Here is a 14,038-nt window from a genome sequence, read left to right on the forward strand (position 1 = left end):
GTTATCTATAATATGTCAAAATCAGCTAGATTTCGTACTTTAACTAGAGAGTTAAATAGGTTAAAAAAACAATTTCTTCCTAAGATTAACCCAACGGGTTTATATTCTGAGAGTCAGTTATCTAAAACTGCTGCATATAGAGTTTTAGCTCATGCTGAAATTGAATCTTATCTTGAAGAAAGAGCTTGGGAAGTTGTTCAAAATGCCAAAACTCTTTGGGATGAAAGCGGTAAAACAACTCGTACTTTAATATGTCTACTTGGGTTTTCTGGTTTAACTATGGATGAACCACCAGATACACTTACACCAAAAAAGGGAAGTAAAACCGTTAAAGAGGAAAAAATCAAAATATCAAAAAAAATAAATTTAGCGTTGGAAAGTTTTAAAAGAGTTATTAGTCAAAATCATGGAGTCAAAGAAGATCATATTTTGTCCTTACTTTTACCCATAGGAATAGATAGTGATCATTTAGATCCTGCTTGGCTTGCTACCATGAATACATTTGGAGAAAAACGAGGTCTTGTCGCACATACTTCAGCTACATCATACATGACTACTCAAACTCCAGATCCTGCAAATGAATTAAATACTGTAAACCAAATTACTGATGAACTTTTAAGAATAGATGAATTAATCAATAATTTGATAGAATAAAATGTAAAATATTCTTACTTTGAAAAAATCAAACAACATGAACTTAAAAGATATCAAACAAAAACTATTCCCCATCATCAAAATCATCTCCACCACACTCATCACCAGCGCCATTGGCTTAGAATTATGGAATCTCCAAACATCAATAACCAATAACCAACTACCCAGTATCTTAACACCAGCTTTAATCATTGCCCATATTGCCCTATCCGCTCATTTTATTGAAGCATTAATTGCCGCTTATTATGCCCCAACACGCAATCAGACAGCAATCAAATATGCAACTTATACATTTTTTGTCGGTACAGTTGGTTTATTAGAATTGTGGGAAAATCAGGATATAGCAGCAGTTAGCAGTCAGAAAGAAGAATAATCTCAAACCTAAATTAAGGAACTGCAAGTTGATATAATTGCCCTTTTGAGGTCGCCGCGAGATTAGATTGGGCTAAACTCTTAATCTCATTCTGTCAGTAGAATCTCAGTGGCTTGGCTCCCTGAGAGTGTCAATCCTACAGCCTCCTTAGTGGAAATAGATAACTCGCGCATCTATCCTATGGTATTTCAACACGCTAGATAAACACTCGGCTTCTTCTCTTTTACTAGAACTCCCAGCGTATATATAAGTCCCAAGCCGATGCTTGGCTAAAAATGCGTCAGAAACATAGCTTCTGACAACATTTAATAATTGATCTGAATTGCCAGGAACAACAACCACATACGGGCGGTTTGGCACTTTACCAATGACGATCACATTATTCTGCTGGACAGTATTCACCGATTTGCTAACTTGAGGCAAACTTAGGGGAATACAATTGGGTGCTTGCCCCCAAGCCTTGGATAATAAACTATGCCATAAAACAGTTGTAACTATGGCTGTAATTAGATACTTGTTCATACCATTTTAGATTTTAGATTTTTTTTATACCACATTTGTAATTACATAAACAGATTTTTCAGTCAAGGATGAAAGTCAAGGATGAAAGCCAGGGAATAAATTCCCTGTCTAAAAGCTAAAGTCGGTTAAAACCGACTAAGTAGGTCAACATAATAAAACCAAATTGTGTAAAGAAAAGTAAAATCTCCAAAAACCTCTTCACTCTTGCTTCTTGCCTCTTGCCTTTCCACAACGATAATTTTTAACGCCGACCTACTTACTTAGGCATAAATAGGATAATTTTTGATTTTGAGTTAACCAGAGTGCGTTCAAACGCACTTTAGCTTTGAGACCGGAAATTCATTTCTGGGCGAGTTTGTCAGCAAACAGATAAGCCATTTTTAGCCTAAGTTAACACCAATGACTCCAACCATCCTCCACCTGTTTGAACTATCCTTATACTTGAAACCAAAATCTAAAATTTACAATGCTAAGAGCCGGAATTGTCGGACTTCCCAACGTCGGAAAATCAACCTTATTTAACGCTGTAGTCGCTAACGCTAAGGCTGAAGCCGCTAACTTCCCATTTTGTACCATTGAACCCAATGTTGGCATGGTCTCAGTCCCCGACGACCGGTTAAACGTTTTAGCAAAAATTGCTACCTCAGTACAAACAGTACCCGCCCGTGTCGAATTTGTGGATATTGCCGGTTTAGTTAAAGGTGCAAGTCAAGGAGAAGGACTGGGTAATCAATTTTTATCCCACATTCGGGAAGTTGATGCCATAGTTCATGTTGTCCGTTGTTTTGAAAACGATGATATCATTCACGTAGCCGGTTCTGTTGACCCAGCGCGAGATATTGAAATCATTAATTTAGAACTTGGTTTATCTGACTTATTCCAAATTGAAAAACGGATTGATAGAAGTCGCAAACTCGCACGCACTAGCAAAGATGCCCAGGTTGAAGTAGAAATTCTCGAAAAATTAGCCGCTGCTTTAAATGAAGGCAAATCTGTCCGTCAAGTTGGTTTGAATGCCGAAGAATCGGAAATTATCAAAGGCTTAGGACTACTTACCAATAAACCCATTATTTACGCTGCTAATGTTTCTGAAGAAGATTTAGCCACAGGTAATGATTTTGTTGAGAGAGTTCGAGAAGTTGCTGCGGTCGAAAATGCCCAAGTTGTCATTGTTTCTGCTCAAGTAGAAGCGGAATTAGTAGAATTACCAGAAGCAGATAAAGCTGATTTTCTGGAATCTTTAGGTGTAAAAGAAGGTGGTTTAAAATCTTTAATTCGCGCAACTTACACTCTATTAGGTTTGCGGACTTATTTCACCTGTGGACCGAAAGAAACCCGCGCTTGGACAATTAATGCCGGAATGTCTGCACCTCAAGCCGCAGGAGTTATTCACTCTGATTTTGAACGGGGATTTATTCGGGCTGAAACTGTGGCTTATCATGATTTAGTAACTCATGGTTCAATGAGTGCAGCCAAAGAAAAAGGCTTAGTCAGAAGTGAAGGAAAAGAGTATATTGTCCAAGAAGGTGATGTACTATTATTCCGATTTAATGTGTAAATAATCTTTAACAGGGAACAGGGAACAGAAAAGATAAATATTCTGCTTTCTTTCTTCTTTCTGACTCGGTGATAACTAAATGATCAGGTGCGTTACATTATTGATAACGCACCAGTAACTTATTCTACAAAATCAGGACGCGCTTGTTGATTGAATTTAAATTTTTCTGCTAATAATTCCCACTTTTCCTGCTCAATTATATGAATAAATTCAGACAAATTTTCGCGGTATTGATGAAGAGAATGTAATAATGCTTGGCGATTATATTGCGCCATCATTACCCCTAATTCGGGATTTCCACCCCCAACCCTACTTGTATCTCGAAACCCTGAACTAGCAAAATTTTGGGCTAAGGCCGCGATTTCTGGATCTGTTTCACTTAAACAAGCTGCTATCAAAGAGGCACTCACAATTACAGGTAAATGAGAAATCCAACTCACAGCGCGGTCATGTTGTTCTGGTTGACAATGGTAGATAATAGAACCGAGCGATCGCACAATTTCCTCTACAATTGTCACAGCATTACTAGGTGTTGTTGCCACAGGCGTTAATACATAAGGCCGATTAACAAATAAATTTCGCTGTGCTGCTTCTATACCCGCGTCTGTTTTTCCCGCCATCGGATGACCACCGACAAAATTTTCCCACACAGGAGAAATTGCCTCAACTATAGGCATTTTAACTGAACCAACATCAGTAACAATAGTAGCCTTTGGTAAATGAGTGATCAACTCTTTCACTTGGGGGACTATCAATCCTATAGGGGTACAAATAAATACAACTTCGGCTGATGCCAACAAGCTCAAGTCCAACGACGCTTGATCAACGCTACCAAGGTTAATTGCCTTTTCACAAGTTGATTGACGACGACTGACACCTAAAACATGGTGTCCTTGCGAACGTAAATCGAAACCTAAGCAACCGCCTATAAGTCCCAGTCCTAAAATACCAATTTTCATCGTCATCTGGAAAATTTAATTTGTACTTGTTCTCTCAATACTTTACCAACTCCAACTCTCAAAGTTGGCAATAGCAGGGTAGATTAATGACTTTAGAAGCAGAATTAATCGCAACCTAGGCAGAATCGGTTGTCAACTTTAGTGGTCTAACTCTCTAATCTCGAAATAACGTAGTATACTGGGGTTAATCGTATTTAAACCCAAGATGAAATACCTAACCCCAGAACAAGTTTACAAACAATTTGGTGATTACCCCAAGACAACCGCAGAATAGGCTGTCAATGGGAGTATAATAATAAAAGACGTAGTAAGTCTAGAATATGAAACGTATTGTCAAGAATCAGTTAACCGTTACGAGAATCGCTATTTTAGGGACTGAAAAACTAAATACTTGGAAATCTAACGAACTTGATTTAATTGCTTTGCGTTTGGGACAACTACGCTCTGACTTGTGGAATGAGTTCGGGTCGTTGAAAGCCTGGGGTGTGTCTAAATTTGAGATTGACAAACAGCTACGCACATCGAAAGACAAGTATCAATTACCTGCTAAGTTATGGGATTCAACCCTCTACGATGTAATTGATGATATCCACTTGGTTCAGGCTGCTTGTGTCGAAAAGGTGATGAAATATTTGGGTCAATCGTTCCAATCGTTCCCATCTAAAAAAGGGGTTTTACAACTTACATTAGAAAGTCGTGAATGGTTGGAACACCCCAAACTTTGCACATTGATTAGAAAGTTTTGGTATCGAGGTCACACAAAAGTTTGTAACCAAATTATTCTTAGGGCTTTTGATACTAAATTAGATAGCAAAGGCTTAGTGTGGTTGCGTTTTGGTGGACTAACTCCATGTAAAACCCTCAAGCTACCAACGACTTTACCGACAGAAGTAAAATGTCAATTAAGGCTAATCAAGCGTAATTGCAGATGGGAAATACATTACACGACTGACATCCAAAAAGCTGAAAAAAAGACTCAAGGTAAAATAATTGGATGTGACCGAGGCTACACAGAAGTGTATGCCACATCATCTAACGATGGTGCTAGATTTTTGGGTAATAATTTCGGTAAAATCCAAACAGAAGAGACTGATTATAGAACAGCGAAACAAGTTAAACGCAACAAAATCAGGTCAGTTTTTAATAAATCTATCGCCAAGGGAAACAGTGCTAAAGCTGATAGGATTAAACGGAATAACCTTGGTAAAATCAAGTGGAATAATCGGGAAACATCCTTTAAAGGTAGGATTAAAACAATCGTTTTTACAGCCACCCATGACTTGATGTTAAATGCAATCAAGGTAGCTTTTGAAGATTTGACGGAAGCAATAAAAAGCAAAAAGCCCATGAGAAAGCGCATGAAGAGAAATGTTTCTTCATGGTGCAAGGGGATAATTGCGGATGCTCTCAAACAAGTTTCAACCCGTGTAGGTTGCACGGTTGTTAGTGTGAATTGTGCATATACGTCACAACTTGACTCCAGATTTGCTACCTTAACTGGTAGTAGAAATGGTGACAAGTTTACCGGACATGATGGGGTCGTAATGCACTCAGATACTAATGCTGCTGATAACGTTCTAGCAAGAATGAGTGATGTTGAAATCACTCGATACATGAAGCATTCCGATGTAAAAGTAATCTTGCTAGAACGGACGCAGAAGTTTCGGGACTCCATAGTAATGGAAACCGAGGCGAAAACGGGCAAGGATAAGCCCCAGACTCTAGAACCTAAAAGCTCTCCTTACGAGTAAGGTCAATCAGAGAGCGAATTATCAGCAATTAACGCTGTTTGACCTCGGTTAACTACGTTACTTGTGTATCTCTTAACCTAACAGAATCAAATTTTAGTAATGTCCATAAATCGAAAAAATCTAAGCATCTTGGGAATAGTAAGTTTGCACGAGTCGTAAATTTAACTAGCAAATTGTCCCGATGTGACACATTTGAGACTGAAATAGCAAATAACTATAGCATTTTTCCATTTACAGCAGTCAGCTTTGACTTCTTTTTCGCTGCTATAGCAATTATTAGGCTAGAAACTGATGAAAAAAGTTAATATCTACCGCTTTTGTGATTATGCTTTGATGGCTTTAATATCCTGTACCGTGGCTGTAAGTAAAGTTTCCCCAGCTTTGACTCAGACAGTTTCTCTAATTAACCCCACACCCGCACCTACTGCTAACTTAATTTGGCCGACCCAAGGGATTCTTTCCCAAGGTTTCCGTAAATATCAGCATGAGGGAATTGATATTGCGGGTGCAAAAGGGACTCCAATTTTAGCTGCTGCTGCTGGTACAGTCGTGAAAGCTGGTTGGGATGATTGGGGATTAGGCAATTTTATCGAAATTAAACATTTTAATGGCAATGTAACAGTTTACGGACATAATAGCCGTTTATTAGTAAGTAAAGGTCAACAGGTCAAACAAGGTCAAATTATTGCCGAAATGGGTTCAACAGGCAATAGCACCGCCCCTCATTTGCATTTTGAATTTTATGTAGATGGTCGTTTAGCTAGTAATCCTCTCAGTTTATTACCGTCCGCCACCATCGCAAAAACACCAGTAAATAAACCAATTACCCCAATTCTACAACCAGTTTTATCTGTAAGTAATAATACTGATTGTGATGGAACTACAGTTATGACAGGGGAGACAACAACAGTCAGTATAAAAGTTTGCGAAGAACATGGTCAGTTATTTTATGTGGGGAAATTGAAACAAGAACCAAGTCAAGTTTTAAAAATTCGGGCTTGGAAGCTTGACAATCACAAATATCAGGCAGATAATGGGACTTTTTCCTACTTAATTAGTCCAGAAAAAATAGAAATTTGGCGCAATGGGAGTCCAATTCGTGCGGATAGTTTTCTCACTTCTCATGGTTTAGGGAAATAAAAATACTAACCTCTTTATGTAATTGATGATTTCATTACAAATACCTGATGTGACAGTTCAAATGGCGGAATATATTAGCCAACATATTGTCATAAAGAAGTATAAAATCAATGAAGATTAAAACTAGACAAAAGTATCACAAAATTTCACATCAAGGAGCAGATGATTATGGAATATTTGGCTTATTCCTATATGTATATAGAGGATGAAAGAACAAATGAAAATTTTGCATTAAGTCTTCCGAAATCGTCATTTAATTGGCGGAAAATTTTTAAATCTTCTGCATGGTTAACTTTGGCCGGTGTAACTATATTACTAGCTACAGTGACTCAAATGCAGTTTGCTTCGGCTGAATATGCCAGCACGAATGGAAGTTGTCTTTATATTCGCACCGGACCTAGCACTGCAAATTCATCTGTAGCCTGTGTCCGCAATGGTACATACGTTGGTGAAACTGGTAGTGTTAGAAATGGGTTTGCGAGAATTTCTTCGGGACGTTACCGAGGATACTATGCTGCTGAAAGATGGATTGGTAATACTCCTGGACGTTCTCACCGCAGATATCGTTCTGGCTACGGTGTTGGAGGTAGGGTAACGGTAGAATATGGCGCAAGAGGCGAACGAGTCAGAGAAATCCAAAGAGCTTTAGGGATTAGAGTTGATGGCGTTTACGGTTCACGAACCATTAATGCAGTTCGTCACTTCCAAAGACGTAACGGACTGCGTGTAGATGGCGTTGTTGGTTATCAAACTCGGAGAGCTTTAGGGATTTAGCTTAAGTAATTTTTGACAATTTGCAGGATGCGTTCTGCTGCATGGCCATCGCCAAAGGGATTAATGGCGGTGGCCATTTTGCTGTAAGCGTCGGGATTGCTGAGTAGTTCACTAGCGGCTGTGACGATATTTGCGGTTTGTGTCCCTAGGAGTTTGGCTGTCCCAGCGGTGACTGCTTCTGGTCTTTCGGTGGTATCTCTGAGAACTAACACCGGTTTACCCAGACTGGGGGCTTCTTCTTGCAAGCCACCGGAATCGGTTAAGATTAAATGCGATCGCTCAATAGCTCCCACTAATTCGGCATAATCCAAGGGTTCTGTTAAGAAAATGCGGGAATGATTCCCTAATAACTGTTGCAATGGTTCTCTAACTGTGGGATTTTTATGTAATGGCAGTAATAAGGCTGTATCAGGAAATTGCTCTAAAATTTGTAAAAAACTTTCAGCGATGTCTTGCAGCGGTGATCCCCAATTTTCCCGTCTATGAACTGTTGCCAATATTGTCCTATATTTGCTCCAGTCTAAACCTGGTATATTGCAAACTGGTTTTTTGGCAGCCACATTTAATAAGGCATCAATTACCGTATTTCCTGTTAAGTGAATTTCTCCTAACACCCCAGAATTTTGTAAGTTTTCCACCGCCAAAGTAGTCGGCGCAAAATGCAATTGTGTAAGCTGGGAAATCAACCTTCTATTAGCTTCTTCGGGAAAAGGATTAAATAAATCATCAGTCCTTAAACCTGCTTCCACATGACCTACAGGGATTTTTTGATAAAAAGCTGCCAAGGTGGCTGCAAAAGCTGTTGTTGTATCTCCTTGCACAATTACAAAATCTAACTTTTGGGCTTGAAATAATGCTTCTAAACCTTGTAAACTTCTACAGGTAATATCATTAAGAGATTGTTGACGCTGCATAATCTCTAAATTCCAATCGGCTTTGAGTTTGAACAATTGCATCACTTGTTCAACCATTTCTCGATGTTGTCCTGTGAGAATTACCTGCAATTCAAAATCTGGAGAATTTTGAAAAACTTGAATTACTGGTGCTAGTTTAATAGCTTCGGGACGAGTTCCTAAAATAATGCCAATGCGGTGTTGATTAGTCATTAGTCAAATAATTACAATTTACTTTTATTTGCACTTCCCCAAGATGGTAATTAGTTTTTTAGATAATTATACCAAATTATTGTCTACTCCTTTCGGATAAAACTATAGCCTGTAGATGCTTGGGAGTCTACTTGTACTTGAACTAACATAGCCTTACTGATGCGATCACGATCGCCCCATGATAAAAATTTGATTCTCCCTGTCACACCTGAAAAAGCAAAATTATGACTTAAAGCTTGTTGAATACCTATTCTAGTATTACCATTTTTTTCCATAGCAATAGCTACTGTTTTAGTAGCATCAAAAGCCGTAGCTGTCCGCCAAGTAATTAAAATTTGTTCACCCCAAATCTGATTAGCACTTTTGACAAATTCTTTATTTTCTAAATCATTAATTTGCCAAGGAACTGCCATAATCATACCATTAACTGCATTACCAGCAGCCAGAGTTGTTTGTGTTTGTAAACTAGGATTTCCTAATAATAATAACTTACCTTGATTACTTTTAGCAATTTCCAGAGCTTGATTAATTCTATCAATATGAGGATTCAGCAGAATAGTATTGACATTTTGATTAATAGCATTTTGAATAATTTTATCACTTTGAAAGTTATTAGCAGAAAAATCACAATGAATATCACTAATTAATTCTAAATTTCTGTTATTAATAGTATTAATAAAAGCCTGAATGAAAGATTGATCCGTTGCTTGAGAATCACTGCAAATAAGAATCTTACTTTTATCATTATTTTTGGCATATTCCGCCAGAGTTTCCGCAATTACATGAGAACTAATTACAGTTCTATAAATATAATTACCATTGGTTTGATCTTCACGGTCAGTTAATTTTGTAGAACTACTGGTTGGGGAAATCATCACCAATTTGCCAGATTGATATATATTAGAAGCTGGTACGGTAGCATCACTGCTATTATGACCAATTACAGCTAAAATATCTTTATTTTTGACAAATCTTGCCGCTATTTGTTGAGCTATTTCTGGGTTATTATTGTCATTAGTAATTTGAATTTGTAGAAATTTACTATTCACTCCACCATCATGATTTATCTCTTGTTGAGCTTGTGCGACTCCTCGCAGGATTTCTTGCGCTACGGGAGGATTACTACCTATCGGTACAGCTACACCAATTTTGATTACTTCTTTATTTCCAACCTTCGCATTTTCTAAATATATTCTAGCTTCTGGATCATTAGGATAATCTTGTAAATAGGTGGTAAATTTTTTAATTGCCAGATTATAATTTTTCCACCAAAATGCTGTTATAGCTGCTTGTTTATCCAAATTAGTTGGAGAATTAAATAATATTTTCTCCCCATAACTAAACCGATTTCGCAATTTGATTTCCTGGAAACTCAGCCATGAAATAGCACCGATAATTACTAATAACATCGTAGCTATTGCTGACTGTAAAACTATTTTTTGTAAATTGCGAGGTTGGGGATATTTGAGTAATGCTGCGGCTGGATTTTGAAAAATTACAGGTATCCAAGAAGCACAAGGATATTGATTTTCTAATTCTTCCTGTAAACGCACACGCGCTTGTTGTACAGAAATATATAAAGATTCACCAGACGCAAAAACTGTGAGAAAATATTCTAGAAAATGTTGAGCAACAATATCAGGAACAGGTTCTCGCATCACAATTGTATAAGGTATGCGTAAATCAGCTAAATTACGCGCTAATCCTAAACCATCACAAGAATTAAAAATTGCTAATTTCAATCCTTTTTTGACAGCATATCCCAGAGTATGACGCAACTGTAAAAGTGATAAAGTTTCATTGTCATTAATTTGAATTTCTCCCCAACTATCACCTTCTTGACTGCAACTATGTCCGGCAAAAAATAAAATATCCCAAGGTTGATACCATAATTTATTAACAAGTTCTTGACGCGAAGGTTGCAGCAAAGGTTCAATAATTGCCCCTGGTAATTTTGCGGTCAATGCTTGTAAATCTGGTTGAATATCAATCCCTTGACTATTACCTAAAATAGCCAGAATTTTTACCGGACTTTTTAATTTAATTTTGGATGGTTCATACTCAGAACTAATGACAACTTCAGGTTGAATATGACTGGTATGAAATATTTCCCACAAATGCCAAGGAAGTCTTCTTAAAAGTGAATCTTGTGTTTGTACAATAAATCTGACATTATGCCAATCACCGATTTTTTGTAAAAATTGCCGTTCTAATTTTCTCACAGATGGTTGATTTAACCAATTATTAAAACTAGACTGGAATTTTTTAGCAGCAGTATCACAAATCTCTGTAGTAGATACATTGGTAATTTGAGTTTGAGGTACAGTGATTAACCAATTACCAGGCAATTGATAATAAGCTGATTGCCATTCATAATAAGTTTGAGGAATTTCTAAATCTGGTGGGAACCTGCCAGAAATTTCTGCGAAATGGGGTTTACCGTCTTCCCCAATTCTGATTTTTACAGGAAATCCTTTTTCAAAACTACCTTCTCCAATCTCGAATATAATCAGCTTACCCACTGTTTTTACCCTAATTGATTTGTCTAGTTAAATGACAAACTTTTTATAATAGTCTATGTAGGTTGGGTTGAACAACGTGTTCGCGTAGCGTGCCGTAGGCATAACCCAACATCTTTGCGAATTGCTTGGGTTTCGCAAAGCCTTAACCCAACCTACAACTAATTTATTTGTCTGGTTAAATGACAAACTTTTCCGTAATGGTTGCATTATTTAGAGTAACCCGGATTTGGAATTTTTCACCCATTTCAGCACAAAATTTTAATTGAATGTAATTATCTCCTTGTTCTCTGGCTTTAACTTCTAAAAATGGCTGGCCATTTTCATATAATCCTGATAATAGTAAATCTGCTGGTAAATAAATTTTATTTCCCATTGGGTATACTCGCAAAAGCACAGCAAAAGTTTTATCTAGTTTGGGTAATATAGCCACCATTAAAGCTACAGGTTTCCCTGATAACTGCATTCCTAAATCCATAATTCGTCTAGCAGTAACAACAGGATGATTTGGTGTAATTGTCCATAAAATCTCTGCTAGAGTCCAACGAATTTCTTCATCATTTGTAGTTTGTAAAAGATGAACAAGAATATCCATTACTTCTACATCTGAATTTTCTAATAATGTTGATGGTAAGATTTTCCTCCAACTGCGCTGGGGATATAATTGTTCAATAACTTGCCAAACTTTTTTGGATGTATCTATTTCAAATCCCCGCACTTTTGCAGAACGAAAGGCTAATTGCGAAGTTTTTTGTAAAGCTAATTCCTCAATACTTTGCCATTGAGATGTATATATTCCCTCTAACCATTGTCTTAATTGTATACCCGAAGATTGATGATAATGTTCTAGGAAAAGTTCTAATGGTTGTAACTGTTCTAGTTTAATTTCTGTTGTGGTAACTTGGGGTAAAAATCCTCTGATTTTGGCTTCTTGGCAGGTTTGATTAATTTCTACTACCACATAACCAAAACGATGATGCCAAACTTCAGGAGGAATATAACAAATCTGATCTCCTGTTCTGATATATCTACATTCTAAATGTCCAATTCCAGTTAATAATAAATCTGCTACATTTCCAGCTATTCTTCCCCAATAATCCCAACTATGACTAGCTTCTAATGTAGTAGAAATATCTAACATTTGCAAGTAGTTATTCACAACTTGTACAGCTAAAGTATTCAGATATACGAGTTTTGCTTTTTCTGGATTTGGTTGTTCTTGGGCAAATTGTAAAGCTGTATCTCGGAACTTTGCCGAAATAGGAATAGAAATGCTTTGTTGTTCAGTAGGGTAATTCATAATTTATATATCAAAGTAACCTTCGCTATCAAAATAAGCTTGGGATTTACCAAAATTGAGCAGACGGGGAAAACATTGACGTTGATAGAAATTGCTAAGAGTTGCTACAGGTATACCAAACTCTACAGATAAATCTAGCCAAGATGTTTCTGGTGGTAAACGACGGGAAATTAAAACGTAACAATTAACATCTGAACGATATCTTATATGAATACGTTTTAGTTCTGAAGAATTTGTTTTTAACCATTCTTGAATTTCATTTAATATTGGTCTTGGTTCTGTAGGTGCAGGAATTAAACTTGCAGGATCTATTTGCTCATTTTCTTCTAAGAAAAAATCGAATTTACTTTTTTGTTCATAATAACTAATCCGTTTATCTTGTAACCGATAACTAAGGTAATTGTTAATCCAAGTAATCACGCTACTTTTATCAGGATTATAAGGTTCTTTTGCGCTAGTAGCTTCACAAAGATTACGGCAAAAAAACCACCAAGTTTCCTGTAAAGCTTCTTCAGCATCAGGTATACCTGTACCGCGCAATAATTTACCTGTTTTTTGAATTAGTAAAATAATCTGATTTAATCCTTTTTGACGGGCTAGACTACCACTAGGATGTTGACAAGTTTCTTGAATAAGTTGGAGGATTTTTACTTCTAATTCATCCATTTGATTAGGTTAGTTTGATTTTGATACATAATACCATTTTCTTGAAATTGCTATAAAGATGCAAAAAGATTTTTTGGCGTTGCTGATTAAGGGTATGAATTTTAGTCTCACGCAAAGGCGCAAAGACGCACTGAGGTTTGAGTTTTAAAGGTTCAATTTGGGAATTTCATACCTCAATTTAGCAACACCGATTTTTTCTATCTCTTATCAATGTTCATCTTCTTAATTAAAGCAAGCGTCTGAAGATTTACTTATTGTTTATTTTCGGAAATAACTTGATAACATATTGAGATTCAGCTATTTCTACTTGTTGTTGAAATAGTTCAGATGCTCTTTGCAAATCGGCAGTAGCCCCATTTTCATCTCCTAGTTCACGACGGTTAAGACCTCTATTCAAGTAGGCTAATGCAATATTAGGATTAAGACGTAAGGCTTGGTTGAAATCTTCAATCGCTCCTTTTATATCTCCTGATTCAAATCGGGCTTCACCACGCTTGATATAAAACTTTGGATCTTGAGAATTAACTTGTACTAACAGTAATCTTGATTCTCTTCCTGACTCTAAAATATTCGGCACATTTTGAGCATCAACTTTAGAGCTATATAATATTGCTCCTAGTACAAAAACCAAACTTGTTAATTTTGATAATTTCATTTTGTTTTCCTTCTTCAACTAAGAATTTTTCAGATTTATCAACACCTTTGCCATAGTGCAA

General features: G+C 36.9%; 13 protein-coding genes. 6 read left to right on the forward strand and 7 right to left on the reverse strand.

The genetic code is table 11. The annotated features are described in order from the left end of the window. Positions 1-12: 12 nt before the first annotated feature. Positions 13-654: a HEPN domain-containing protein gene (locus ANA_RS20125; protein WP_015083259.1), complete on the forward strand. Its 642-nt coding sequence runs from the start codon at positions 13-15 to the stop codon at positions 652-654. A 37-nt stretch (positions 655-691) separates the two neighbouring features. After that, positions 692-1,027, forward strand: coding sequence for a hypothetical protein (locus ANA_RS20130; RefSeq protein WP_015083260.1), 336 nt, complete (start codon positions 692-694; stop codon positions 1,025-1,027). 147 nt (positions 1,028-1,174) lie between these two features. Here the strand turns inward: ANA_RS20130 and ANA_RS20135 are convergent, their stop codons facing one another. Next, positions 1,175-1,549 (reverse strand): hypothetical protein, encoded by a 375-nt coding sequence (locus ANA_RS20135; RefSeq protein WP_015083261.1) that lies wholly within the window; start codon positions 1,547-1,549, stop codon positions 1,175-1,177. 466 nt (positions 1,550-2,015) lie between these two features. On the opposite strand from ANA_RS20135, the gene ychF reads away from it, so the two are divergent. Beyond that, on the forward strand, positions 2,016-3,107 hold the full coding sequence (gene ychF, locus ANA_RS20140) for a redox-regulated ATPase YchF (RefSeq protein ID WP_015083262.1): 1,092 nt from the start codon (positions 2,016-2,018) through the stop codon (positions 3,105-3,107). A gap of 119 nt (positions 3,108-3,226) precedes the next feature. Here the strand turns inward: ychF and ANA_RS20145 are convergent, their stop codons facing one another. Continuing rightward, a complete protein-coding gene (locus ANA_RS20145; RefSeq protein ID WP_041458582.1) occupies positions 3,227-4,066 on the reverse strand; it encodes a prephenate/arogenate dehydrogenase in 840 nt (279 codons plus the stop codon). 320 nt (positions 4,067-4,386) lie between these two features. On the opposite strand from ANA_RS20145, the gene ANA_RS20150 reads away from it, so the two are divergent. From ANA_RS20150 to ANA_RS20160, 3 genes are all read left to right on the forward strand, one after another. Further along, a complete protein-coding gene (locus tag ANA_RS20150; RefSeq protein WP_015083264.1) occupies positions 4,387-5,817 on the forward strand; it encodes a transposase in 1,431 nt (476 codons plus the stop codon). A 291-nt stretch (positions 5,818-6,108) separates the two neighbouring features. Next, positions 6,109-6,957 (forward strand): M23 family metallopeptidase, encoded by an 849-nt coding sequence (locus ANA_RS20155; RefSeq protein WP_015083265.1) that lies wholly within the window; start codon positions 6,109-6,111, stop codon positions 6,955-6,957. Positions 6,958-7,125: 168 nt separating this feature from the next. Then, positions 7,126-7,731 carry a peptidoglycan-binding domain-containing protein gene (locus ANA_RS20160; protein ID WP_015083266.1) on the forward strand — a complete coding sequence of 202 codons (606 nt, stop codon included), beginning with the start codon at positions 7,126-7,128 and terminating at the stop codon, positions 7,729-7,731. On the opposite strand, the gene wecB is transcribed toward ANA_RS20160, so the two are convergent. From wecB to ANA_RS20185, 5 genes are all read right to left on the reverse strand, one after another. After that, positions 7,728-8,837: a non-hydrolyzing UDP-N-acetylglucosamine 2-epimerase gene (wecB, locus tag ANA_RS20165; protein WP_015083267.1), complete on the reverse strand. Its 1,110-nt coding sequence runs from the start codon at positions 8,835-8,837 to the stop codon at positions 7,728-7,730. The genes ANA_RS20160 and wecB overlap by 4 nt on opposite strands. Before the next feature lie 83 nt (positions 8,838-8,920). After that, complete coding sequence (locus ANA_RS20170) at positions 8,921-11,359, reverse strand: ABC transporter substrate-binding protein (RefSeq protein ID WP_015083268.1); 2,439 nt, start codon at positions 11,357-11,359, stop codon at positions 8,921-8,923. 175 nt (positions 11,360-11,534) lie between these two features. Then, the gene (locus tag ANA_RS20175) at positions 11,535-12,656 is read right to left on the reverse strand and encodes a DUF1822 family protein (RefSeq protein ID WP_015083269.1); all 1,122 of its coding nucleotides are present in this window, start codon (positions 12,654-12,656) and stop codon (positions 11,535-11,537) included. Positions 12,657-12,659: 3 nt separating this feature from the next. Then, positions 12,660-13,322 (reverse strand): hypothetical protein, encoded by a 663-nt coding sequence (locus tag ANA_RS20180; RefSeq protein WP_015083270.1) that lies wholly within the window; start codon positions 13,320-13,322, stop codon positions 12,660-12,662. A 247-nt stretch (positions 13,323-13,569) separates the two neighbouring features. Further along, on the reverse strand, positions 13,570-13,977 hold the full coding sequence (locus ANA_RS20185) for a tetratricopeptide repeat protein (protein WP_051155247.1): 408 nt from the start codon (positions 13,975-13,977) through the stop codon (positions 13,570-13,572). Positions 13,978-14,038 lie beyond the last annotated feature (61 nt).

The organism is Anabaena sp. 90 (assembly GCF_000312705.1).
Lineage (GTDB): Bacteria > Cyanobacteriota > Cyanobacteriia > Cyanobacteriales > Nostocaceae > Dolichospermum > Dolichospermum lemmermannii.

Excerpts from the sequence above, each read along its gene's own strand:
- ANA_RS20130 (WP_015083260.1), top strand. The coding sequence starts at position 692 with ATGAACTTAAAAGATATCAAACAAAAACTATTCCCCATCATCAAAATC.
- ANA_RS20155 (WP_015083265.1), top strand. The coding sequence starts at position 6,109 with ATGAAAAAAGTTAATATCTACCGCTTTTGTGATTATGCTTTGATGGCT.
- ANA_RS20145 (WP_041458582.1), bottom strand. The coding sequence starts at position 4,066 with ATGAAAATTGGTATTTTAGGACTGGGACTTATAGGCGGTTGCTTAGGT.
- ANA_RS20125 (WP_015083259.1), top strand. The coding sequence starts at position 13 with ATGTCAAAATCAGCTAGATTTCGTACTTTAACTAGAGAGTTAAATAGG.
- ANA_RS20160 (WP_015083266.1), top strand. The coding sequence starts at position 7,126 with ATGGAATATTTGGCTTATTCCTATATGTATATAGAGGATGAAAGAACA.
- ANA_RS20185 (WP_051155247.1), bottom strand. The coding sequence starts at position 13,977 with ATGAAATTATCAAAATTAACAAGTTTGGTTTTTGTACTAGGAGCAATA.
- wecB (WP_015083267.1), bottom strand. The coding sequence starts at position 8,837 with ATGACTAATCAACACCGCATTGGCATTATTTTAGGAACTCGTCCCGAA.
- ANA_RS20175 (WP_015083269.1), bottom strand. The coding sequence starts at position 12,656 with ATGAATTACCCTACTGAACAACAAAGCATTTCTATTCCTATTTCGGCA.
- ANA_RS20150 (WP_015083264.1), top strand. The coding sequence starts at position 4,387 with ATGAAACGTATTGTCAAGAATCAGTTAACCGTTACGAGAATCGCTATT.
- ychF (WP_015083262.1), top strand. The coding sequence starts at position 2,016 with ATGCTAAGAGCCGGAATTGTCGGACTTCCCAACGTCGGAAAATCAACC.
- ANA_RS20180 (WP_015083270.1), bottom strand. The coding sequence starts at position 13,322 with ATGGATGAATTAGAAGTAAAAATCCTCCAACTTATTCAAGAAACTTGT.
- ANA_RS20135 (WP_015083261.1), bottom strand. The coding sequence starts at position 1,549 with ATGAACAAGTATCTAATTACAGCCATAGTTACAACTGTTTTATGGCAT.